Genomic DNA, 22,452 nt, shown 5'->3' with positions numbered 1-22,452 from the left:
AGACGCTCATGTCGTATACCGCAGAAGCCATTGAAGTCCTCTCCGGCCTTGACCCGGTACGCAAGCGGCCGGGGATGTACACCGATACGTCACGCCCGAATCACCTGGCGCAGGAAGTCATCGACAACAGCGTCGACGAAGCGCTGGCCGGTCACGCCAGCTCAGTGCAGGTGATCCTGCACCAGGACAATTCGCTCCAGGTCATCGACGATGGCCGTGGCATGCCGGTGGACATTCATCCCGAGGAAGGGGTGTCGGGTGTCGAACTGATCCTCACCAAGCTGCACGCCGGCGGCAAGTTTTCCAACAAGAACTATCAGTTCTCGGGCGGCTTGCATGGCGTGGGCATTTCGGTGGTCAACGCGCTTTCGACGCGCGTCGAAGTAACCGTCAAGCGCGACGGCAATGAGTACCGCATGGCGTTCGCCGACGGCTTCAAGGCCAGCGAGCTGGACATCATCGGCAGCGTGGGCAAGCGCAACACTGGCACCAGCGTGCAGTTCTGGGCCGACCCCAAGTATTTCGATTCTCCCAAGTTCTCCATCAGCCGTCTCAAGCATGTACTCAAGGCCAAGGCCGTGCTCTGCCCTGGGCTCAAGGTCAGCTTCGAGGACAAGAGCACCGGTGAGAAAGTCGAGTGGCACTACGAAGATGGCCTGCGCTCGTACCTGATCGATGCGGTCAGCGCCTTCGCGCGCCTGCCGGACGAGCCGTTCTGCGGCAGCCTTGCCGGCAACAAGGAGGCGGTGGACTGGGCGCTGCTGTGGCTGCCGGAGGGCGGCGACAGCGTGCAGGAAAGCTACGTCAACCTGATTCCCACCGCGCAGGGCGGCACCCATGTCAACGGTCTGCGCCAGGGGCTGCTGGATGCCATGCGTGAGTTCTGCGAATTCCGCAACCTGTTGCCCCGCGGGCTCAAGCTTGCCCCTGAAGACGTCTGGGAGCGGATTGCCTTCGTCCTTTCGGCGAAGATGCAGGAACCCCAATTCTCCGGGCAGACCAAGGAGCGCCTGTCGTCGCGCGAGGCCGCTGCATTCGTCTCCGGCGTCGTTAAGGATGCATTCAGCCTCTGGCTCAATGCCCATCCCGAGCTCGGGCTGCAACTCGCGGAGCTGGCGATCAGCAATGCGGGACGCCGCCTGAAGGCGAGCAAGAAGGTCGAGCGCAAACGCATCACTCAAGGGCCGGCGCTGCCCGGCAAGCTGGCCGACTGCGCCGGTCAGGACCCGATGCGCGCCGAGCTGTTCCTGGTCGAGGGGGACTCGGCCGGTGGCTCCGCCAAGCAGGCACGCGACAAGGAATTCCAGGCCATCATGCCGCTGCGCGGGAAGATCCTGAACACCTGGGAGGTCGATGGCGGCGAAGTGCTCGCCAGCCAGGAAGTCCACGACATTGCCGTGGCGATTGGCGTCGACCCGGGCGCGACCGACCTGGCGCAGTTGCGCTACGGCAAGATCTGTATCCTCGCCGACGCCGATTCCGACGGGTTGCACATCGCCACGCTGCTGTGCGCGCTCTTCGTTCGGCACTTCCGCCCGCTGGTCGACGCCGGACACGTCTATGTCGCCATGCCGCCGCTGTACCGCATCGACCTGGGCAAGGACATCTTCTATGCGCTGGACGAGGCCGAGCGAGACGGCATCCTCGATCGGCTGGCCGCGGAAAAGCGCCGAGGCAAACCGCAGGTCACACGCTTCAAGGGCCTGGGCGAGATGAACCCGCCGCAGCTGCGCGAGACCACCATGGACCCCAACACCCGCCGTCTGGTGCAGTTGACGCTGGACGACTTCGACGGAACCCGCGAGGTGATGGACATGCTCTTGGCCAAGAAGCGCGCCGGTGACCGCAAGAGCTGGCTGGAGTCCAAGGGCAACCTGGCTGAGGTCCTGCTGTGACGGCGGGTTGGCTGGCGCGCCTCGCGCTGTTGACCGCCTTGACCGCTCCTGTCTGGGCTGCCGAGCCGCCGGTCGAGCTCGAACTCGTCAGCGAACATCCCGTCGATGGGATGGATGCCGGCCATTTATCGGGTATGGCCTGGTGCGGTGATGCATTCTGGGCGGTTTCGGATCGCGATGACACAGGGCTCTACCGCCTCGACGCCAGCGAACCCGTCTGGCGGGCCGAAGCCGAGCGGTTCGAGCTGTTGCCGCCGCCGGAGACCGGGCTGTCCTGGGGGACGCGTATGCGTTCGCTGGCCACCGGACTGGCGCGTGGCGGTAAGATGGATTTTGAAGGCCTGAGCTGCGACGGGCTCGGCAATCGGTACCTGGTGAGCGAAGCCTACGCGGCGGTGCTCAGGGTCAACCCGGCCGGTACGGCAGAGTGGCTCAACCTGCCTGACAGCCTGGTTCGCCAGGCGCGCGCGAGCGGCATGCTGCTGCGTTTCAACGCCATGTTCGAAGGCATCGCGGTCGACCCCGAAGCCAATCGGCTCTGGCTGGCGGCTGAACATAGCCGTCGCGGTTTGCTGGTCATGCATCGCAATCAGAGCAGTTGGCAATGCACGGGCGGCTGCGTATTGCTGGCAGAAGGCGGACATGAGACCCCGCCGGCCATCATGGACGAAGGCGAGCAGCCGCTGCGGTTTTCCGGTCTGGCCTTCCATGGCGGCAAGCTGTTCACCCTGGAGCCGGTACCTCACCAGATCTGCCGCCGCCGGCTCGATACCGGGGCTGTCGAGCGGTGCTGGTCCTACGCCGACACGGCCCTGGCCGAGGATCGCCGCTACGACACGCCCTTCGGCAACGCCGAGGCGTTATGGATCGATGAGCAGAGCGCCTGGATCGGCATCGACAACAATCAGGCCACCCGTGCCGACGGCGAAAAGCGCCCCGTCGTCTGGCGCCTTGCCGCGCCGAAGGGTGGCTGGGGTGCCAAGCGGTGAGCCAGCCAGCGGGCCGGCGTGCCGGCCGCGTCATGCTGGTGCTGGCCTGGGGGGCGGCGTTGTTTCTGGCGACGCGGTTCTTCGCCGATTGGGAGCAGAGCCGCTACAACCCCAACCGAGAGCCCGTATCGGTCGTCAAGGGCGAGGAGATCGAAGTGCGCCTGGAGGGGAACGTGCAGGGGCATTTTGTCGCGGATGGTCGCATCAACGGCGAAAAGGTGTCTTTTCTGCTGGACACCGGTGCCACCGACGTCGCCATTCCGGTGGTATTGGCAGAGCGCCTGGGGTTGCCGCGCGGCGCGCCGGTTGCGCTACAGACGGCCAATGGGCTGGCCACCGGATACCGGACCGAACTCGACAGCCTCAGCCTCGGCGAGATCCACCTGACCGGCGTACGGGCGATCGTCGCGCCGGGCTTCGAAGGTGACCAGGTCCTGCTCGGCATGAGCGCCCTGAAGCAACTTGAATTCACACAGCGCGCCGGCACCCTGGTGCTGCGCCAACACGCCACGGATCGACCATGAGCGAAACCCTAGACTTGAGCCTGGACGGCGTGGAACGCCGCTCGCTTGCCGACTTCACCGAGCAGGCCTATCTCAACTACTCGATGTACGTGATCATGGACCGGGCCTTGCCGCATATCGGCGATGGTCTCAAGCCCGTTCAGCGGCGCATCGTCTATGCGATGAGCGAGCTCGGCCTGAACGCCGATGCCAAGCACAAGAAGTCGGCCCGCACCGTGGGTGACGTGCTCGGTAAGTACCATCCACACGGTGATTCGGCCTGTTACGAAGCCATGGTTCTGATGGCGCAGCCCTTCAGCTACCGCTACACGCTGGTCGACGGGCAGGGCAACTGGGGTGCGCCGGACGATCCCAAGTCCTTCGCGGCGATGCGCTACACCGAGGCGCGGCTTTCGCGTTACTCCGAGGTGCTGCTGTCCGAGTTGGGACAGGGGACGGTCGACTGGGTGCCGAATTTCGACGGCACTCTGGACGAGCCGTCGACCTTGCCGGCGCGCCTGCCTAACCTGCTGCTCAACGGCACCACCGGCATCGCCGTGGGCATGGCCACCGACGTGCCGCCGCACAACCTGCGGGAAGTCGCCGCCGCCTGCGTGCGTCTGCTGGACGAGCCCAAGGCCACTGTCGAACAGCTTTGCGAGCACATCCAGGGCCCGGATTATCCGACCGAGGCGGAGATCGTCACGCCGCGTGCAGATCTATTAAAACTCTACGAAACCGGGCGTGGCTCGGTGCGCATGCGGGCCGTTTACCGGGTCGAGGATGGCGACATCGTCGTCACCGCGTTGCCGCATCAGGTATCCGGCTCCAAGATCCTCGAACAGATCGCCGCGCAGATGCAGGCCAAGAAGCTGCCCATGGTGGCAGACCTGCGTGATGAATCCGATCATGAAAACCCCTGTCGGATCGTCATCATTCCGCGCTCCAACCGTGTCGATGCCGACGAGCTGATGCAGCACCTGTTCGCGACCACTGAGCTGGAGTCGAGCTACAGGGTCAATACCAACGTCATCGGCCTGGATGGCCGACCGCAGGTCAAGAATCTGCAGATGCTGCTCAGCGAGTGGCTGACCTACCGTATCGGCACCGTACGTCGTCGCCTGGAGTTCCGCCTGGATAAGGTCGAGAAGCGTCTGCACCTGTTGGAAGGCCTGCTGGTCGCCTTCCTCAACCTTGATGAGGTCATCCACATCATCCGCACCGAGGATCAGCCAAAGCCGGTCCTGATGGCGCGCTTCGAGCTGTCGGAGCTACAGGCCGACTACATCCTCGATACCCGCCTGCGTCAACTGGCGCGGCTGGAAGAGATGAAGATCCGTGGCGAGCAGGACGAGCTGGCCAAGGAGCGGGAGAAGTTGCTGGCGCTGTTGGGCAGCGAAACCAAGTTGAAAAAGCTGGTGCGCAAGGAGCTGCTGGAAGACGCTGAAACCTATGGCGACGATCGTCGTTCGCCGATCGTCGCCCGCGCCGAGGCACGCGCCCTGTCGGAGAACGAGCTGCTGCCGTCCGAACCGGTGACTGTCGTTATCTCCGAGAAGGGCTGGGCGCGCTGTGCCAAGGGGCACGACATCGACGCTACAGGATTGTCCTACAAGGCCGGTGACGGCTTCCGCGCCGCCGCCGCCGGACGTTCGAACCAATACGCCGTGTTCATCGACTCGAGCGGTCGCAGCTATTCGCTGGCGGCGCATTCGCTGCCTTCTGCACGCGGACAGGGCGAGCCTCTGACCGGGCGCCTCGCACCGCCGCCGGGCGTCAGTTTCGAATGCGTGCTGCTGCCCGAGGACGAGGCGCTCTATGTCATCGCCTCGGATGCCGGCTATGGCTTCGTGGTCAAGGGCGAGGACCTGCAGGCCAAGAACAAGGCCGGCAAGGCGTTGCTGTCGCTGCCGGCCGGGGCCCGGGTGGTTGCGCCGCGGCCGTTGAAGAGCCGGGATCAGGACTGGTTGGCCGCCGTGACCACCGAGGGTCGCCTGCTGGTGTTCCCGGTGCGGGACCTGCCACAACTTGCCAAGGGCAAGGGCAACAAGATCATTGGCATCCCGGGTGATCGCGTAGCCAGCCGCGAGGAATTCCTGACGGACCTGGCGATCCTGCCTGAGGGCGCCACGCTGGTCTTGCAGGCCGGCAAGCGCACGCTCTCGCTGAAGGCGGACGATCTGGAGCACTACAAGGGCGAGCGTGGGCGGCGGGGCAACAAACTGCCGCGCGGTTTCCAGCGCGTGGATGCGCTGCAGGTCGAAACGGTGGGCTGATCCAGCGCGGCTTCGAGGCTGGCTTCTGGCCGCGGTTTCACGGAAGATAGCGACCTTCGAATCCACCTGCCACCGAGGCCCCGTCGGTGGCAATGTCATGGCACCGCGGTTCGCGGGACGCTCCGGATGCAGCAGGCGCTGCAAGGGTCGAGCGTGTCGCTCCACACGGTGTGAGGTAGAACGAACGTGTTGCGCTCCACAACCTTCATGCTGCTGGCCTGTGCCAGCCTCGCCGGTTGCATCACCCAGCAACCTGTGCCCATGTATCGTCTGGACACCGGTGCCGTGGAGGTGCCAGCGAAGAGCGATGGCGCCTCGGTGTTGCTGGGGCCGATAAAGCTTGCCGATTATCTGCAACGTGACGCGCTGCTGCAGCGCCTTCCCGATGGCAGCCTTGGCGAAGAGGCGCAACATGCTCGCTGGGCTGGCAGCCTGAAGGGAGATATCGATCAAGTGCTGCTGCGCCAGCTCGCCGGGCAGCTCCAAACGCAAAGCCTCGAGCTGAGCCCCGGCGCCAAGGGGTTCGTGCCTGACGTCCAGATCGAACTGGAAATCACCCGCTTGGACTCCGGCCCGCAACATCCGGCCGTGCTGGAGGCGCAATGGCGTCTGCTGGACAAGCAGGGCAAGCGGCTGGGCAGCCGCCTGGTCCGGCTGCAGGAAGAGCATGCCGGCACCACGACCGACCAGGTCCGTGCCCAGAGCCTGCTGCTTCAGCGCCTGAGCGAGATGATGGCCGGTGCAGTCGAGCCGATGCTCGTGGCGAAGGCTCCAGCCAAGCGCAGCCCCGCCAAAGCACCCCGCGCGCCTGAGCCAAGCGCTCCGGCTATCCCGGCAGTCGAGCCGATCAGGACCGATCTGGAAGTGTTCCGCTTCTGACGTCCAGGCTGCGGCGTTGCCGCAGCCCTTTCCTTACGCAGTGACGAATGGCTGGCTTAGCGCCGGCTGCGGAGCTCGTGCATGCGCGCCAGCTGGCGTTCCAGCAATGATGGGTAGGGTTCGAGCAGGCGTTCGACGCAGCAGGCGCCTTCGGGGCTGGCGATCGGGCGGATGCGGGCGCGCTGGCGGATCAGTTCGTCCTCGCCGATGCCCCGCTCTACCAGCAGCAGGTTGCGACTGTGCTGGGCCATGGCAAGCGCTGCCTGTGCGGGCGCGCTGAGCAGCAGTTCGCCCTGGCTGAGATCGTAGAGCCGCTCGCCCTGGGTCAAGCCAAGCTGCAGCTGCAGGGTGATGCCGCTGTCAGCCACCTCGATCTGCAGGGCATGGCCCAGCGCACGCATCAGCTCGCCGCAGCACAGTGCGTGGGTCAAATAGTTCTGCTCGTCGTCCTGGCTGTGGAACAGCATCAGACTACTGCCGTCGGCGAGCGTATGCAGTTCAGCCTGATAGAGGGTCGCGGCCTGTTGCAGGCAATCGCTGTAGCGCTGCAGCAATTCGGTCAGCCGTTCGCGCGGGAGGCGGCGCAGCTGCTCCTGGGCGCCGAGCTGGACCGCCAGAACGCCAGTCTTGCCAGCGGCAGGGCTGGGGACGAGCGGGGCGGCCTGCATATCCGTGCGCTCGTCACCGAGCGGTGGGGCATTGTCGTCGAACGGGTCGAACGCCTCGCTGTCGTCGAGCTCTGCCTTGATGGACGGCAGCTTGGCGCCATCGAAGGGGGCATCCTCATCATCAGGCTCGTCGAGCTCGATGTCATGGTCGTCTTCTGCGGCTGGCACGTCGAAATGCGCCGAGTACAGATCCTGCAGGCTTTCGTCGAGTTCGATTTCAGGCTCGGGCTTTTCCGGAACGAGGCGGGCTTGAAGCTGGCGCGCCAGATCGCCGATCTCGTCCTGCCGACCGGCGCCCGGAGCGGGATCATCAGGGTCGCGGAGCCACAGGCGCAGTTGCATCAGCGGCAACGACAATTGCCGCCCGAGTCGCATGCTCAGCGTCAGGGTCAATGCCAGCAGGATGAGACTGAGCAGGCCCATGCTCTGGAGGCTTATGGTCATCGGCTGCTGGAACCGGGTCATGTCGAGGTTGATGCGCAGGTGCCCGGCGATGACCTCCTGAAAGCTGATCGGTGTGGAGTACAGGCCTTCCTCGTCGCCCAGCAGGTTACGCTGCGGCCGAGCACCGGATTCGGCGAGTACCTTGTTGTCGACGCTGTAGATCGCTGCGTGCGCCACCAGGGGGTTCTTCACCAGGTTGCTCAGCAGCACATTGAGGCTGAGGATGTCGTTGGCCACCAGCAAGTCGGTCGCCGAGGCGGCGGTCTGGGTGATGAGGCTCTGGCCCAGTGCGTCGGCCTGCTGCTCCATGGCGTGCTTGAACTGCATGCCCATGACCCAGGCATAGATGATCAACGCCAGCGCGACCAGCAAAAGTGTATGGCTGGCCACCCGCAAAACCAGCGGGACACGTCGCTGGCGCAAGGCACGGTAGATCAGCAGGAAGAAATTGTCGGGTTTGACGGATGCGGGCCGGTTCACAGAGCGCGGCTCAACTCTTGAGGAAAGTGCCGCGCAGTATACGGAAACCGCGTGAGGGGCTGAAGGTTTCGCGTTCATAGCTGACGAATTGCAAGGTCGCTCCGCTACAGGTCCAGCCGCATCCGGCGGACCTCTGGCTGTTGTAGAATGCCCGCCTTCTTTGCCATGGGAGCTGCGCCTTGCGCGAAATCGTCCTGATCAACATCACCGGGGAAGACCGTCCCGGCCTGACCGCGGCAATCACTGGCGTGCTCGCCCATGGCGGCGTGAACATTCTCGACATCGGGCAGGCGGTCATTCACGACACCCTTTCGTTCGGCATCCTGGTCGAGATCCCGGACACCGAGCGCGCCTCCTCCGTGCTCAAGGACGTGCTGTTCACCGGCTACAAGCTGGACCAGCAGGTGCGTTTCACGCCGGTGTCCGAGCAGGATTACCAGCACTGGGTGTCCGGCCAGGGCAAACCACGCCACATTGTGACGTTGCTCACGCGCAAGGTCACCGCCGAGCAACTGCAGCGGGTGAGCTCGATCACCGCCAAGTACGGCTTGAACATCGACCACATCGATCGCCTTTCCGGACGCCAGTCGCTCGACATGCCGGAAGAAGCCGGCAAGGGATGCATCGAGTTCTCCGTGCGCGGCGAGCCGGCTGACACGGCCGCCTTGCGTGCCGAATTTCTCAGCGTGGCGCAAGAGCTGAACGTCGACATCGCGTTCCAGCGTGACTCGGTGTTTCGCCGCAACCGGCGCTTGGCGGTGTTCGACATGGACTCCACCTTGATCGAAGCGGAAGTCATTGATGAACTGGCCAAGGCGGCTGGCGTGGGCGAGCAGGTTTCGGCTATCACCGAGCGCGCGATGCGCGGTGAGCTGGATTTCCGGGCAAGCTTCACGGAGCGTCTCGCGCTGCTCAAGGGGTTGCCGGAAAGCGCGCTGGCCGAGGTGGGGGCGGGCCTGCGCCTGACCGAAGGGGCCGAATTGCTGTTCGCCGAGCTCAAGCGGCTGGGCTACAAGACGGCGATCCTCTCTGGTGGGTTCACCTACTTCGCGCGACAACTGCAAGCTCGACTGGGCATCGATTACGTCTATGCCAACGAGCTGGAGATCGTCGACGGCAAGCTCACAGGCGTGGCGCAGGAACCCATCGTCGATGCCCAGCGAAAGGCGGACCTGCTGCGCGATCTGGCCGCGCGTGAGGGGTTGCGGCTCGAGCAGACCATCGCGGTCGGCGACGGTGCCAATGATTTGCCAATGCTGGGCCTGGCCGGGCTGGGTGTGGCGTTCCGTGCCAAGCCGTTGGTCAAGCAGTCAGCCAAGCAGGCGATTTCCACCCTCGGCCTTGACGGCATTCTTTACCTGCTGGGATTCAGGGACCGCGAAGGGCTGGAATAGCTACCGGAGGGGCGAGCGCGGGACGCCCCGCATCGTGGAGCCGGGCTCGACGGCCCGGTGATTCGCATGCAGTCCTATTCGTCGTCCGAGGAGAAGTCGTAGTCCATCGACTGGCTGGGGCCCTGCAGATACTGCCCCTGGATATAGCCGACGCCAGCTTGCCAGAGCGTGGCGAGCACCGTCGCGCTGTCGACGAAGGGAACCACGGTCTGCTTGGCCTGCTCATGCAGTTCGGTCAGCAGTTGTTTCAGCGCTTCCTGATTTTCCTGCCGGCTGAGGTCCTGAGTATAGGAGCCGTCGATTTTTACGAAATCGACGTTCAGGTGCTTGAGCGTGTTGAAAGGGTTGAGCACGCAGCCGAACTGGCTAAGCGCGATCCGACAGCCAAGCCCGGTGAGCCCCTGTACCAGTGCCTTGGCCTGCTTGAGGTAGGCCACCGCGTCATTTTCATCGATCTGAAAGACCAGCGAATCCGGCGGCAGGCGCGACGCCTTGAGCGCGACGCCCAGCCATGGGAGCAGGGTGGCGTCCTGCAGGCTCGAACTTGAGAGGTGGAGGAACAGCCGGGTGCTGTGCCCCTTGCTGCGGTGCTCAGCCAGCAGCTTGATCGAATTGAGCAGAACCCAGCGGTCGATGCGCGCAGCCAGGCCGGCGTCCTTCGCAGCACCAAGAAACTCGCCGGGTGGCACCTCGACCCCTTGCGGATCGAGCAGGCGCAGCAGCACTTCGTAGTGTTCATGGCTGTCGCCGCGCAGGCTGATGACCGGCTGGAACAGGAGGCGGAAACTGTTCTGTTCCAGCGCCTGTTGGACCATCGCGATGACTTCGCCGCGATTGGCTGCGGCTGCCAGCTCATCGGCGGGGTTATAGATATTCAGGGCGTTGCCGTCGCTGAGCTCTTCGGCGCAGCGATGGGCACGGTCGATCACGTCGCGCGCCTTGGCGGTCTGTTCGTCCAGGGCGGCGACGCCGATGCTCAGCGTGGCCTGGATCGTGCGGCCGTCAATCTCGAACAGGTGACTCTCGACCTTGCGCAGCAATGCCGTCAGCGACTGCTCCAGCTGCGCGGGCGTGGCATCGGTGACCAGCACGGCAAAGGCGTCATCGCCGAAACGTGCCAGTTGAGCCTTGTCCGCGAAATGAGCGCGCAGGATCTGCGCCAGTTCGGCGAGGAGGCGGTCGGAGTTGCCCAGGCCGAGGTCCGCCTGCAGGCTGGCGAAGCGATCGACACGCAGATAGGCGAGGCTGGCGCCCTGGCCGGCCTTGACCGCACGCTCGACGGCGTTGTCGAGCAGCTCCAGAAAGTGATTGCGGTTATGCAGGCCGGTAACCAGGTCCTGGCTGCTGATTTCACGCAGCTTTTCCAGCTCGGCATTGTCGCTCTCGGCGCGGATCACCACCTGGATGCAGGGTTCGCCGTCATAACTGGCGGGCGAGAAATGCATGCTGGCCTTGAAATTGCCGCCGTCAGCGCGTACGCCACCGCAGACCAGTTCGGCGCTGCCCTGCATACTCTGGTAATTCTTCAGGAAACTCTTGAAATCGGCCTGATCGCAGGACGCGATCAGGTCGATCATCGGCATGCCTTCGAGCTCCTCGACGTCCTCGTAGCCGAACAGTTCGAGATAGGCGCGGTTGGCGTAAATGTGCATGCCGTCGTGAACATAGGCGATGGCATCGACCGAGCTATCGAGCAGGAGCTGGCAGCGCTTCTCCGCCTCCCGCAGCGCGAGCTCGGCGGAGCGGCGCGCGCGTCGGTCCTCCAGGTTGGCCAGTTCGCGGCTGGCGATCAGCACGAGCCACTCGTCCTCGCCTTGGGGCAGTGCGCGCTGGGCCCCAAGCATCAAGGCTTCGGTGATGGCTTCGGCGTCGTTGCCCTCGATCAGCTGAATGATCGGGATATCCTTGCCCTGCTTGCGCACCGCGCTGATGGCCTCGCTGGGCTCCAGATTCTCGCTGCGGGGTGCACTGATCAGCAAATCCCAGGTCTGCTGCAGCACATCGGCCAGGTCTTCGCTGGAGGTGAGACGATGCACGCGCGTCGCCTGGCCGGCATTGCGGAACAGGCTGACCAGTCGCTCGGCTTCATTCTGCGAATCCTCAAGGATCAGCAGGCGGATGGTTTTCTTTTGCGGGGCCATGGGCAGCAGCTTTGGGGCGCGCCCTGGGCGGCGCGTAGGGCTAAAAGAACGGTGAGCCGCAATCTACAGCGACTTCCAGAGCGAGTCAAAATCTTCGGCCCCCGCCGGCGGCTCGCTTCCACGGCCTGTGATCGGGGTCTCCTGGCTGCCGGTACCGGCACCGACCAATTGGTATTCGAACTGGTTGTAGCTGTTGGAGCTGGCCTGGCGATGGCACAGCATGGCGCGGTGTTCTTCGCCGTTCTGGTTCACCTGGACCTTCTGGCCTTCCTGGAAAGGCAGGCGTGGCACGATCAGTGTCGCGGCGCGCGAGATGACGCGGATTTCCGGAAGCAGCAGCGCCCGCAAGTACTCGCTGCCCTGCTCGACCTTGCGCAGCAGGCGGACACCACAGGGCTGGGCATAAGGGGCGATCAGTTCCACGCCCATCTGCGGTCCGCTACCTCGGACCTGTCGAATCCAGCGGACGACGGCGACGCTCCAGTTCTGGCTGGTTCCGTCCTGCAGGCCGAGCAGTTCGCCGGCCTGGAGTTGCGCCGGCACCTCGCCGGACCAGGACAGGCAGAAGCCGCCCGGACTGTGGTTGATCAGTTGTACGCGGTAGGTCGGATAGGGGCACTCGGCCGGCTTTTCCTCGGCATCGGAGCGGGTCTCGGTGGCCGAGACGAATTCGATGTGTTCGGTCGGTAGCAGCTCCATATCCGAGCGGCTCTGGGCGTCGAACGCCGTCGACCAGACGTCGGGCGTGGCGTTGTTGAGCTTGAACACGGCCGAGCGGGCGGCCTCGGGGTGCTTGAGCAGGTCGGCGAACAGGCGGCCTCCGGCGAGAAAATAATGGAGCGCGGTCATGCCGATGCACAACTCCACGTGCCCCTGCGCGGGCGTGCGCTGAAAGCTGCGTTCCGACACATCGCCCCAGGCCGCGCTGACATGCTGCATGAGGTCCATGCTCAGGCCCTCGGGCACGACCAGGCCGGGCGGCGGGCGGGTGCCGGGTTCGGCCTGCAGATGCTTGCGTAGCGACTCCACCAGCAGGTGTGGGTCGATTCCCAGCAGATAGGGCAGCTCGTCAGTGCTGAACATGGTGCGGTAGCGCGGCGGTGCGTCGGTACGGGTCGACACCGCGAACAGCGTCGAGGCTTGCTGCACCGGTTGCAGGCGGATGAGTCGGCTCCAGGGTTCCATGACTTCGGCGAGGCGGGCGATGTTCTGCTGGCGCATCTGGTTGCATCGGGCGCTGCCGATCATCAAGGCGACGATGTAGCTCTGCTCGGCGCTCAGGCCTTCGGTCTGGTAGGCCAGCTCATCACGGACCACCGTGCGGTGAACGCCTTCCTCGACCGCCATGGCGTGCAGCTGGTGCAACTCCAGCCAGAGTCCGTCCGGCGTCGGGTTGTACAGCTGGGTCGAGCGAACCAGGATCGCGGACAGCGTATGGATGGCGCGCTGCAGGGCGATCGTCAACATCTGCAGGCGGTCGCGGCCGGCCTGCGACACCAGATCGACAGAGATCAGCTTGTAGCCGATCGCCAGGTGGTTCTGCAGTGCCTGGCACAGGCTCGCCACCTTGCGAGGGCGCTCGCTGAGAACGATGGGCTGGTTCAGGTAGTAGCGTTCGAGCTGCCGGCAGACGTAGTGGATTTCCGGGCGGAGCACTTCGAGCAGTTGTAGCCGGCCCTGGGTCGAGGCGCGCAGCTGGTTGAGTTCGAGCATGGCCTGGTACAGCAGTCTCGCGGTTTCGCCGAGATTCGCTTTGGGCAGGCCGCCCAGCCAGCGCTTGAGGTCGCGTACCGTGGGCTCGCAGAACGACAGCTCGTGCCGGTCCGGCTTCGGTACGCGCAACAGCAATGGTTGGCTGTGGTTTTCCACGCTACAAACTCCGCGACATGGACCCTGGCGTCAGGCCTCTTGAAACTCTAGCAGCACTCCTGCGCTGAGGTCTGCCGATGATGGCATTTTGCAATCTCGCCGCATCATAGCGGACCTGGTCGGCTGGGTCAGCCGTAACCGACCACTGGTGCCGTCAGGGTTGCAGCGAATCGGCCTCAGGTATGAGCGGCGCTGCTGCAGCCTGGCCGAGGCTCTCTCCCATGCGAACAGGGGTGAGTGCCGTCAGTTCCTTGGCCCAGCGGACCTGATCCGGACCGAACAGCAGGATGACGGTGGAGCCCAGCTTGAAACGGCCCATCTCGGCGCCTTTGTCGAGATGGATCGGGGCGCGGGCCGCCTCGTCGTAGCGCAGGGTCTTCAGGCTGCGCTTGGGTGGGGTGACCAGGCCGGCCCATACCGTCTCGATGCTTGCGACGATCATGGCGCCGACGAGCACCATGGCCATCGGGCCGTGCTCCGTGTCGAACAGGCAGACCACGCGCTCGTTGCGCGCGAACAGCTCCGGCACGCCTTCGGCGGTCACGGTGTTGACGGAAAAGATCCGCCCTGGCACGTAGACCATCTCGCGCAGGGTGCCGGCCACCGGCATGTGCACGCGGTGGTAGTCCTTCGGCGAAAGGTAGACGGTGGCGAAGCTGCCGCCCATGAAGGGTGCGGCCCGCTCGTGGTCACCACCCAGCAGCTCCATCACGCTGTAGCTGTGGCCCTTGGCCTGGAAGATCCGGCCCTGCTCGACAGTGCCGAGCTGGCTGATGGCGCCATCACACGGGTTGAGGATCGCGCCGGGTGTCGGGTCAAGCGGGCGGGCCCCATCTTTCAGGGCGCGGGTGAAGAAGGCGTTGAAGTGCTCGTACTCGGTCGGCTCCTCGATCTGCGCCTCGTGCATGGGTACACCGAAATGACGAATGAACGCCTTGATGAAGGTGTTCTTCACCCAGGGCAGGCGGCACTCGGCAAGACAGCCGGCAATGCGGGAAACCAGATGGTGGGGGAGCAGGTATTGGCTGATGACGAACAAGCGATCTTTCATGGATGACCTTTTCATTGCTGGATCGGGGTGTCGGGCAGGTTGCCCCATTCGCCCCAGGAGCCGGCGTACCCCTTGACCCGTGGATAGCCGAGCGCCTTGGCCAGCAGGTAGGTGAAACCGGACCGGTGATGGGTCTGGCAGTGCGTGATGATTTCCTTGTCCGGGCTGATACCCAGGGCCTGCAGGCGCTCGGCGATGTCCTCGCGGATGCGCAGTGCGCGTGACGGGTCCATGCCGGCGGTCCATTCGAAGTTGACCGCTCCGGGGATATGCCCCGCGCGTGCCGCCAGCACCTTCTCGCCGCGGTACTCCTCGGGCGAGCGGGCGTCCCAGATCACCAGGTCGGCGGCGCCGAGCCGGCTTTCAATGTATTCGCGGGTGGCGGTCGGCGCATCGTCCAGCGTCAAGGAGACCGCGTTGCTGGCCGCAGCGGGGACCTCGCGGGACAAGGGTCGCTGCTCCGCCAGCCAGGCGTGCAGGCCGCCGTTGAGGTAGTGGTAGTGCCGATGCCCGATGACGTCGAGCAGCCAGATGAAGCGGCCAGCCCAGCCGCCGCCCTCGTCGTCATACAGCACGTAGACCGCATCGACCCGATGGCCCAGTGCGGTGAAGACTGCTTCGAGCTGGGTTCGAGTCGGTGCGCGGCCGGGGGCCGGCGGCTGACCGAGCTGGGTTTGCTTGGGGTCGACGAAACGGGCGCCGGGGATGTGGCCCTCGGCGTAGCGCGCGGCACTGGTCAGATCGACGAGGATGAGCTCGGGCGCTTCGAGGCGTTCGGCCAGATCGGCCGGCTCTATCACCAGTGGCAGATTTGAAAAGACGGACACGTCGGGCCTCGACTGATCTCGAAAGGGCGCAGTCTAGCTAAAAAGCTAACGGCCGCGCTTGCTGAACGTCGCCAGTGCCCGTTCGATGCACTGTACGGTCTTGCCGAAGGCCTGCACCGATGCGTCGCTCAAGGGGGCATTGGCCTGATCGGCAACTACCAGCATCACGACGCGCCCGTCCAGGCCGATCGAGCGCAACAGCACATGTTCGCCGGGAAACAGAGTTTTCAGGGTGCCCGGCAGCAATGCTGAAAACTGCGCGACGTTGCCAGGGTTCAGGCGCAGCAGGGCTGGCTTCTCCAGCAGGCGGCGCAGAACCTGGCTCTGCTCCGGGTCGAGCGTGGCGCGCGCGGCGGCTTCCGGGAGGCCGCTGGCCTGCTGAGCGACCAAGCGGTTCTGCCGGCGGTCGACCAGCATCAGCAGAACGCGCGAAAGGCCGGCCGCGGCGAGCGCCTGGCAAGCCGTCGCGCTCAGTTGCAGCACATTGCCGTAGGGCGAACGCTCGCTGAGCAACTCCCGGCACAATGCGCGCCATGGCTCCACCTGCACCTGCGCGGCAGGCGCCTCGACCCGGCGCGGTTGTTGGAACTGGCTGTCCCAGGGCCACAACAGCCCCTGCGCCGGATGCCAGAGTTCGGTGGGGCCGATGGCCTGGGCGCTGGCGGCCGCCTGCTGGTGAACCAGTTGTTGTAATTCTCCCAGCGGAACCTGCAGGTAAAGCCCGGCGAGACGCTGCCAGCGCAGGCTATGGATGCCGCTCCAGCTGTGATGAGACGACAGGGCCAACCCGTTCGCCAGCACGATGGTGTTGCTGGGCAGGGTCAGCCAGCGGCGCAATTCCGGATCGGCATCGAGCATCTGTTGCTGGTGCAGGGGATGCTCGTTGTCCCGTGCGATATGCAGCGCCTTGATCAGCATCCGGCGGTTCTCGCGGAGTAGCCGGTAGCCCAGCGCGATCCAGCCGGGCAGTGCCCAGTGCTCGGCGATGGCGATGCACAGGTCCAGCAGCGAGATGCCGAGCAGCTCCTGCTCGACCTTGGGTGCCGGTTCGCCGTTTACCAGCACGCGTTGTTCCCAGGTCTCGAGCAGCTCGGGGTGGGCGGCGACCAGGGTCCAGATCGGCGAGAGAAACAGCAGGCTGCTCCAGTGAATCTCCTGCCAGAGGCGGGCGAGCCGGGCGGCGAACAGCCCGCTGGCCTGCTGGCTGGCGTGCTGGCTGATCAGCATCAGCTGCCGCAGGGGCGCGGGTACCTCGCTCGGTTTGACAGCTGGAATGCGCTGGAACAGCGCTTCGGCCCGCTTGAGGCCGATACGGCTTAGCGCGACTTCCAGGCTTTCGGCCGGCTTGTTGGCCGCCGCCGCATCCCGGTTCGCCTCGCGGATCACGTTCAACGCCATGACCGGGCTGTCCTGGATCAGCTCGGAGATCTGTCGCATCGACTGGCTGCTGTCGCGAAGCGCGCGCTGGACCTGCGTGTAAGCATCGGCAAAAGCCGGCAGGACAACGGCGTCTAGCGCCTTGATCCAGGCCGGTAGCGTGCGGGGGAGCGGGGTCGTGGTCATAGGTCGCCGAACTAGCATTTCATCGGGATGGCCTTTAGTCTGGCGCAAAAGTTCCGATAACCAGAACAATTCTTTTCATCTGCCCGCCCGGCGCTCTGTGCGACTGCATGGCGCGCGCTCAGGCTCCTCCCGTGACCAGGTTCTAGACGTACCCACCTATGGCAAAAATTATCGGCATCATCGTGGTATTCGCCAGTGTGCTTGGCGGATTCATCCTGTCTGGCGGAAAGGTCGGGGCGCTCATTCACCCCTTCGAGGTCATGATCATCGGCGGCGCGGCATTGGGCGGATTCCTCCAGGCAAACCCGGGCAGCACGACCAAGATCGTGTTCAAGAAATCGCTGCAGATGTTCGGCCATCGCTTCACCCACAAGTTCTACCTGGAAGTGCTGGGGATGCTTTACGAAATCCTCAACAAGAGCCGCCGCGAAGGCATGATGGCGATCGAGGCCGACGTGGAAGACCCCAAGGCCAGCCCGATCTTCAGCAAGTACCCCTCGGTCTTGAAGGACGAGCGCATGACCGCCTTCGTCTGCGACTACTTGCGCATCATGTCGTCCGGCAACATGGCGCCGCACGAGCTGGAAGGCCTGTTCGACATGGAACTGGCGGGCCTCAAGGAGGAGCTGGAGCACCCCTCGCATGCGGTGGCGAAGATCGCTGACGGTCTACCGGCGATGGGTATCGTCGCGGCGGTACTGGGCATCGTGATCACCATGTCGATTCTGGCCTCGGCGACCAACGCCGAAATCGGGGAAAAGGTTGCCACCGCGCTGGTCGGGACCTTCCTCGGCATCCTCGCGTCCTACGGCTTCTTCGGCCCGCTGTCCGGCGCCCTCGAACACGACGCCAAGGAGGAGCTGAACCTGTACGAAAGCATCAAGGCGACGCTGGTGGCATCGGCGTCTGGCATGCCGCCGACCCTGGCGGTCGAGTTCGGGCGCAAGGTGCTGTTGCCGGCGCATCGGCCGAGCTTCTCCGAACTCGAACAAGCCATGCGTGGCAGCTAAAGAATCACGATGGACAATAACCAACCAATCATCGTCAAGCGGATCAAGAAAACCGCTGGCGGCCATCACGGCGGCGCCTGGAAGATTGCCTTCGCCGACTTCGCGACGGCCATGATGGCGTTCTTCCTGGTGATGTGGCTGATGAGTTCAGCCACGCCCGAGCAGAAGCGGGCGATCTCCGGCTACTTCCAGGACCCGATCGGCTTCACCGAGAGCGCGAGCCCCTACGTCATCGACCTGGGCGGCACGCCCACGCCGGCGCCCGATCGCACGCTCAACGAGCAGGTCGACATCGAGCCGCAGCAGACCGAGGCGACCATCGCGCCGGACCAGGTCGAGAACCTGGCCGAGCAGCTCGACAAGGAGCGGCTGGAGCTGTTGCTGCAGGAATTGCAGAACAAGGTGGATGAAAACCCCGAGCTGACGCGTTTCAAGGACCAGATCCTCTTCGAGATTACCCAGGACGGGCTTCGCATTCAGATCATGGACGCCGAGAATCGGCCGATGTTCGCGCTGGGCAGCGCACAGCTGCAGCCCTATTTCGAAGACATCCTGCTGGCGATGGCCGACACCATCCGGGCCGTGCCGAACAAGATCAGCGTGAGCGGTCACACCGATGCCAAGCCGTATTCGGGCCGCGGTGAGTTCGGCAACTGGGAGCTGTCGGCCGGGCGCGCCAACGCGGCCCGACGGGCGCTGGTCGCCGGTGGGTATCCCGAGGAGCAGATCGCTCGCGTGGTCGGCTATGCCTCTTCGGCGCTGTTCGACCGTGAGAATCCGCTCAATCCGGTGAATCGTCGCATCGACATCCTGGTCTTGACCAAGAAGGCGCAGCGCAACATCGAGGGCGAGCAATCCGAAGCCCCGGACGAGGCGGCCGCGCCGGCGGGCGCACCGCAGACTCCGGCGCCGCCCGCCTCGCCGGGCGCGCTGCCTCCGGCCGGCAGCGCCGACCCCTTGCCACCGGGGGCGCTGCGCGAGCGCTTGAACATCTTCGAGGACGGCGTCCTGCAGTTCGATCAGCCGGCTGGCGAGTGACCAAGTGGCCGGTCAGTAGTCCGGTTCCTGCAGGCCGCTGATGATGTGCCGGTAGCTGGCCATCCGCTGCGGCTGGACGCGACCCTCTTCGAGCGCCCTGAGCAGGGCGCAGCCGGGTTCACGATCATGCTTGCAGTCGCGGAAGCGGCAATGGCCAAGCAGGTCCTGGAATTCGATGAAGCCGGCCTCCACGTCGGCGCGGCTGACATGGCCGAGGCCAAATTCGCGAATACCGGGTGAGTCGATCAGTTCACCGCCGCCCGGAAAATGGAACAGGCGAGCCGTGGTCGTCGTGTGCGTGCCCTTGCCGGTCATCTCCGACAGGGCGCCGACGCGGGTGTCCACGCCCGGAAGCAGGCTGTTGACCAGCGACGACTTACCAACGCCCGATTGCCCGACAAAGACGCTGACCTGCCCGTCGAGCCGGCGCTTGAGGGCGTCCATGCCTTCCCCCTCATGAGCCGACACTTCCATCAGGGGGTAGCCGAGGGTCCGATAGACCGATAGCAGGGCGTCGAGGGCTGGCTTGTTCTGTGCGTCGATCAGGTCGGCCTTGTTGAGCAGCAACAGCGGCGCGATGCCGGCGTGCTCGGCGGCGACCAGATAGCGGTCGATGAGGTTGGCGTGGGGCTCGGGTAGCGGCGCAAAGACGATAACGATCAAGTCCACGTTCGCCGCGACCGGCTTGAGCTGGCCGCGGCTGTCGGGGCGGCATAGCTCCGAATGGCGCGGCAATTGCGCGACGATCACGCCGATACCCTGGTTGCCGGGTCGCCAGACCACCCGGTCGCCGGTTACCAACGCTGGCAGGTTGGCACGTAGGTGGCAACGGAAGACCTGGCCGCGGGTGTCGCCGTCCAGCGCCTCGACCTCCACCTGCACACCAAAGTGAGCGATCACCAGGCCGGTCTGTTCAGGGCCCAGGTCGCCCCCTTCGAGCTCCTCAATGACCCGCGACTCGCGTCGTGCGGCACGGGCGGCACGCTCCTCCTGGATTTTCTCGATGCGCCAGCTTTGCCGGCGGTTGAGTTGGCGTTTGGCCATGTGCTTGGGAGCTCGGGTTGGAAAGGGCTGCGAGTCTAGCATGCCGATCACCGCCGGACGCTGGCCTGTAAGCCGCGCCGTTGCAGGGTTAGACTTCGCCTCTGTCCTCTCGGTTGCGCATGGTCCATGACGAAGCTGGCTCCCGTTCGAACACCTGCGCTGCTGGCGTTGTTCAGTCATTTGTGTGCCCTGATGGCGTGCTGGCTGCTGCTGTTCGCCTCCGCCCGGCTGCTGGGCGTCCAGGTCACGCTGTTGGTGGCCTCATTGATCCAGGGTCTGCTGGCCGCATTGATCGGTCAGCGGCTTGGGCTGTCGGGCTGGTGGTGGCCGATCAATCCCGGGTTGGTGCTGATGCAGAACTACGCGCTGCCGCCCTGGGTGCCGCTGATCGGTTTCGTGGTGCTGTTGCTGCTGAACTGGAATGCACTGGTTGAGCGGGTGCCGCTCTACCTCACGGGACCGGCCACCGAGCGGGTTCTGGCCGAGCGGCTTGCGCGGCTGGGTGACGGCTTTCGTTTCGTCGACCTGGGCTGTGGTGTCGGCGGCAGCCTGTTGCGCCTGGCGCGCGCTTACCCGACGGCCAGTTTCGTCGGCGTCGAGACAGCGCCGCTATCGTTCCTCATCTGTTGGCTCCGCTGCCTGCCCCGGCGCAACTGCAGCGTGCGCATGCGCAGCCTCTGGCGCGAGCCGCTAGGCCGCTACGACGCGGTCTACTGCTTTCTCTCGCCCGCACCGATGCCGCGTCTCTGGGAAAAGGCCAGCATCGAAATGCGCCCGGGCGCGCTGCTGATCAGCAACAGCTTCGAGGTACCGGGCGTGCCCGCCGAGGAAGTACTGCCGGTCGACGACTTGCGCCGCTCGCGCCTGCTGATCTGGCGGCCAGGGCATGCAGCGGCACCTGACGGTCCGGGTGCGAACGGCTAAACTGCGCGGCACAGCCAAGGAGCACAGCATGCAGAGCCCGCAGAACCTGATCTGGATCGACCTCGAAATGACCGGCCTGGATCCGGACAATGACGTCATCATCGAAATGGCCACCATCGTGACCGACAGCCAGTTGAACATCCTGGCTGAAGGGCCGGTCATCGCGATTCACCAGAGCGATGAGGTCCTCGCCGCCATGGATGAATGGAACACGCGTCAGCACGGGGGCTCGGGCCTGACCCAGCGGGTTCGTGACAGCCGGATCTCCACCGAGCAAGCTGAGGCGCAGACGCTGGCATTCCTCGAGCAGTGGGTGCCCAAGGGCAAGTCGCCCATCTGCGGCAACAGCATCTGCCAGGACCGCCGCTTCCTCTATCGGCGCATGCCGACGCTGGAGGCTTATTTCCACTACCGCAACCTGGACGTCTCGACCCTGAAGGAGCTCGCTGCGCGCTGGGCACCGGACGTGCTCGCCGGGTTCAAGAAGGGCGGTACCCACCTGGCGCTGGACGACATCCGCGAGTCGATCGCCGAGCTGCGGCATTACCGCGAACATTTCATCAAGGTTTGAAAGCGAGGGGCGAGGCCGGCTGTGGCCGAAAGCTGGACGTCAGGAGAAGCGAAAGGCGTCAGACATTGTCGGGTGGGCTGACAGCTGTTGTGCGAGCGTGTGAGCCCGCATAACGCATCTATTCGCAGCGGACGCGTGGAACATCGTCCACTCGCAGCTCGGTTCAGTGCCGTACCGTCCAGCTGCCGTTCCGGGCGCTCGACTTCCGACCTTCTACTTGCCCAGCCGCCTCAACTCATCCGACTCAACCACTCGCGTGCCTTCGCCTTCTTCCAGGGCGAGGCGCCAAAGGGCGCGGGCGAGGGTGCAGGCGGCGATGCCGCGGTATTTGCCGGGCAACAAATAGGAAAGCGGGGCGGTAAGCCGCTCCATCGGGCGGACTTCCATGCGTGGTCCGAGCAGTTGCGCCGGACGCGCGAGGGTCAGTTGGGGCCAGCCTTGTGCACGCAGCGAGGCTTCCATTTCGCCTTTGACCTTGAGGTAGAAGATCGAGCTGTCCGGATTGGCGCCGAGCGAGCTGATCACCAGCAGATGACGGGCGCCGAGTTCACGGGCGCGTCGGGCGAAGGCGATCACCAGGTCATGGTCGATGGCCTTGAAGGCTGCTTCGCTGCCGGCTTCCTTCAGGGTGCTGCCCAGGCAACAGAAGGCGGTGTCGAACTCGCCGTCCAATTGGCCGAGCAGCGCCGGCAGCGGGCCGATCGGGTTCTGCAGGCGTGGATGCTCGGCGAGCGCCTTGCGTGTCGGCGCCACTACGCAGCCGACAGTGGGCTCGTTGAGCAGACGGTCAAGCAGGTGCTCGCCGGTCAGTCCGGTGGCGCCGGCAAGCAAAATGCGCTGGGGCGTCAAATACATGGTGAGGCTTCCTGTGACTGGCTTGCGTGGC

18 protein-coding genes are annotated in these 22,452 nt (G+C 64.9%); 10 read left to right on the top strand and 8 right to left on the bottom strand.

Annotated features, from left to right (window positions below; all coding sequences use genetic code 11):
• Positions 1–8 precede the first annotated feature (8 nt).
• The 5 genes from parE (at position 9) to MST27_RS00585 (ending at position 6,542) form a co-directional block, all read left to right on the top strand.
• On the top strand, positions 9–1,895 hold the full coding sequence (gene parE / locus MST27_RS00605) for a DNA topoisomerase IV subunit B (RefSeq protein ID WP_243604068.1): 1,887 nt from the start codon (positions 9–11) through the stop codon (positions 1,893–1,895).
• A complete protein-coding gene (locus MST27_RS00600; protein ID WP_243604067.1) occupies positions 1,892–2,884 on the top strand; it encodes an esterase-like activity of phytase family protein in 993 nt (330 codons plus the stop codon). Before parE ends, MST27_RS00600 begins: the two co-directional genes overlap by 4 nt.
• Positions 2,881–3,408 (top strand): retropepsin-like aspartic protease family protein, encoded by a 528-nt coding sequence (locus MST27_RS00595; protein ID WP_243604066.1) that lies wholly within the window; start codon positions 2,881–2,883, stop codon positions 3,406–3,408. The genes MST27_RS00600 and MST27_RS00595 overlap by 4 nt, the downstream gene beginning before the upstream one ends.
• Positions 3,405–5,663: a DNA topoisomerase IV subunit A gene (parC, locus tag MST27_RS00590; protein ID WP_243604065.1), complete on the top strand. Its 2,259-nt coding sequence runs from the start codon at positions 3,405–3,407 to the stop codon at positions 5,661–5,663. Before MST27_RS00595 ends, parC begins: the two co-directional genes overlap by 4 nt.
• Before the next feature lie 207 nt (positions 5,664–5,870).
• Positions 5,871–6,542: a PqiC family protein gene (locus tag MST27_RS00585; RefSeq protein ID WP_243604517.1), complete on the top strand. Its 672-nt coding sequence runs from the start codon at positions 5,871–5,873 to the stop codon at positions 6,540–6,542.
• Positions 6,543–6,598: 56 nt separating this feature from the next.
• Here the strand turns inward: MST27_RS00585 and MST27_RS00580 are convergent, their stop codons facing one another.
• Positions 6,599–8,134: an AhpA/YtjB family protein gene (locus tag MST27_RS00580; RefSeq protein ID WP_243604064.1), complete on the bottom strand. Its 1,536-nt coding sequence runs from the start codon at positions 8,132–8,134 to the stop codon at positions 6,599–6,601.
• Between the two features lie 179 nt (positions 8,135–8,313).
• Between MST27_RS00580 and serB the strand changes: the two genes are divergently transcribed.
• Complete coding sequence (gene serB, locus MST27_RS00575) at positions 8,314–9,528, top strand: phosphoserine phosphatase SerB (protein ID WP_243604063.1); 1,215 nt, start codon at positions 8,314–8,316, stop codon at positions 9,526–9,528.
• A gap of 74 nt (positions 9,529–9,602) precedes the next feature.
• Here serB and MST27_RS00570 read toward each other — a convergent pair whose 3' ends face one another.
• The 5 genes from MST27_RS00570 to MST27_RS00550 all read right to left on the bottom strand — a co-directional run bounded on the left by MST27_RS00570 (position 9,603) and on the right by MST27_RS00550 (position 16,979).
• Positions 9,603–11,669: an EAL domain-containing response regulator gene (locus MST27_RS00570; RefSeq protein WP_243604062.1), complete on the bottom strand. Its 2,067-nt coding sequence runs from the start codon at positions 11,667–11,669 to the stop codon at positions 9,603–9,605.
• Positions 11,670–11,732: 63 nt separating this feature from the next.
• The gene (locus tag MST27_RS00565; RefSeq protein WP_243604061.1) at positions 11,733–13,538 is read right to left on the bottom strand and encodes a molecular chaperone; all 1,806 of its coding nucleotides are present in this window, start codon (positions 13,536–13,538) and stop codon (positions 11,733–11,735) included.
• A gap of 154 nt (positions 13,539–13,692) precedes the next feature.
• Positions 13,693–14,589: an archaetidylserine decarboxylase gene (gene asd, locus MST27_RS00560; RefSeq protein ID WP_243604060.1), complete on the bottom strand. Its 897-nt coding sequence runs from the start codon at positions 14,587–14,589 to the stop codon at positions 13,693–13,695.
• A gap of 11 nt (positions 14,590–14,600) precedes the next feature.
• A complete protein-coding gene (locus MST27_RS00555; protein WP_243604059.1) occupies positions 14,601–15,416 on the bottom strand; it encodes a rhodanese-like domain-containing protein in 816 nt (271 codons plus the stop codon).
• A gap of 45 nt (positions 15,417–15,461) precedes the next feature.
• A complete protein-coding gene (locus tag MST27_RS00550) occupies positions 15,462–16,979 on the bottom strand; it encodes an HDOD domain-containing protein (RefSeq protein WP_243604058.1) in 1,518 nt (505 codons plus the stop codon).
• 158 nt (positions 16,980–17,137) lie between these two features.
• On the opposite strand from MST27_RS00550, the gene motA reads away from it, so the two are divergent.
• Positions 17,138–17,989 (top strand): flagellar motor stator protein MotA, encoded by an 852-nt coding sequence (gene motA / locus MST27_RS00545; RefSeq protein WP_243604057.1) that lies wholly within the window; start codon positions 17,138–17,140, stop codon positions 17,987–17,989.
• 9 nt (positions 17,990–17,998) lie between these two features.
• Positions 17,999–19,027 carry a flagellar motor protein MotB gene (gene motB / locus MST27_RS00540; protein ID WP_243604056.1) on the top strand — a complete coding sequence of 343 codons (1,029 nt, stop codon included), beginning with the start codon at positions 17,999–18,001 and terminating at the stop codon, positions 19,025–19,027.
• A 12-nt stretch (positions 19,028–19,039) separates the two neighbouring features.
• Here the strand turns inward: motB and rsgA are convergent, their stop codons facing one another.
• On the bottom strand, positions 19,040–20,071 hold the full coding sequence (gene rsgA / locus MST27_RS00535) for a small ribosomal subunit biogenesis GTPase RsgA (RefSeq protein WP_243604055.1): 1,032 nt from the start codon (positions 20,069–20,071) through the stop codon (positions 19,040–19,042).
• Positions 20,072–20,197: 126 nt separating this feature from the next.
• Here rsgA and MST27_RS00530 point away from each other — a divergent pair, with 126 nt between their 5' ends.
• Together MST27_RS00530 and orn are read left to right on the top strand one after the other, a co-directional pair.
• Positions 20,198–20,995, top strand: a complete 798-nt coding sequence (locus MST27_RS00530; RefSeq protein ID WP_243604054.1) for a class I SAM-dependent methyltransferase — start codon at positions 20,198–20,200, stop codon at positions 20,993–20,995.
• A gap of 28 nt (positions 20,996–21,023) precedes the next feature.
• A complete protein-coding gene (orn, locus tag MST27_RS00525; protein WP_243604053.1) occupies positions 21,024–21,566 on the top strand; it encodes an oligoribonuclease in 543 nt (180 codons plus the stop codon).
• A 213-nt stretch (positions 21,567–21,779) separates the two neighbouring features.
• Here orn and MST27_RS00520 read toward each other — a convergent pair whose 3' ends face one another.
• Positions 21,780–22,421 (bottom strand): Rossmann-fold NAD(P)-binding domain-containing protein, encoded by a 642-nt coding sequence (locus MST27_RS00520; RefSeq protein WP_243604052.1) that lies wholly within the window; start codon positions 22,419–22,421, stop codon positions 21,780–21,782.
• Between the last annotated feature and the right edge of the window lie 31 nt (positions 22,422–22,452).

This window comes from Stutzerimonas marianensis, from assembly GCF_022810315.1.
Classification (GTDB): domain Bacteria; phylum Pseudomonadota; class Gammaproteobacteria; order Pseudomonadales; family Pseudomonadaceae; genus Stutzerimonas; species Stutzerimonas marianensis.
The sequence above is the reverse complement of the archived record's forward strand: the minus strand, read 5'-3'. Positions and strand labels throughout refer to the sequence as shown.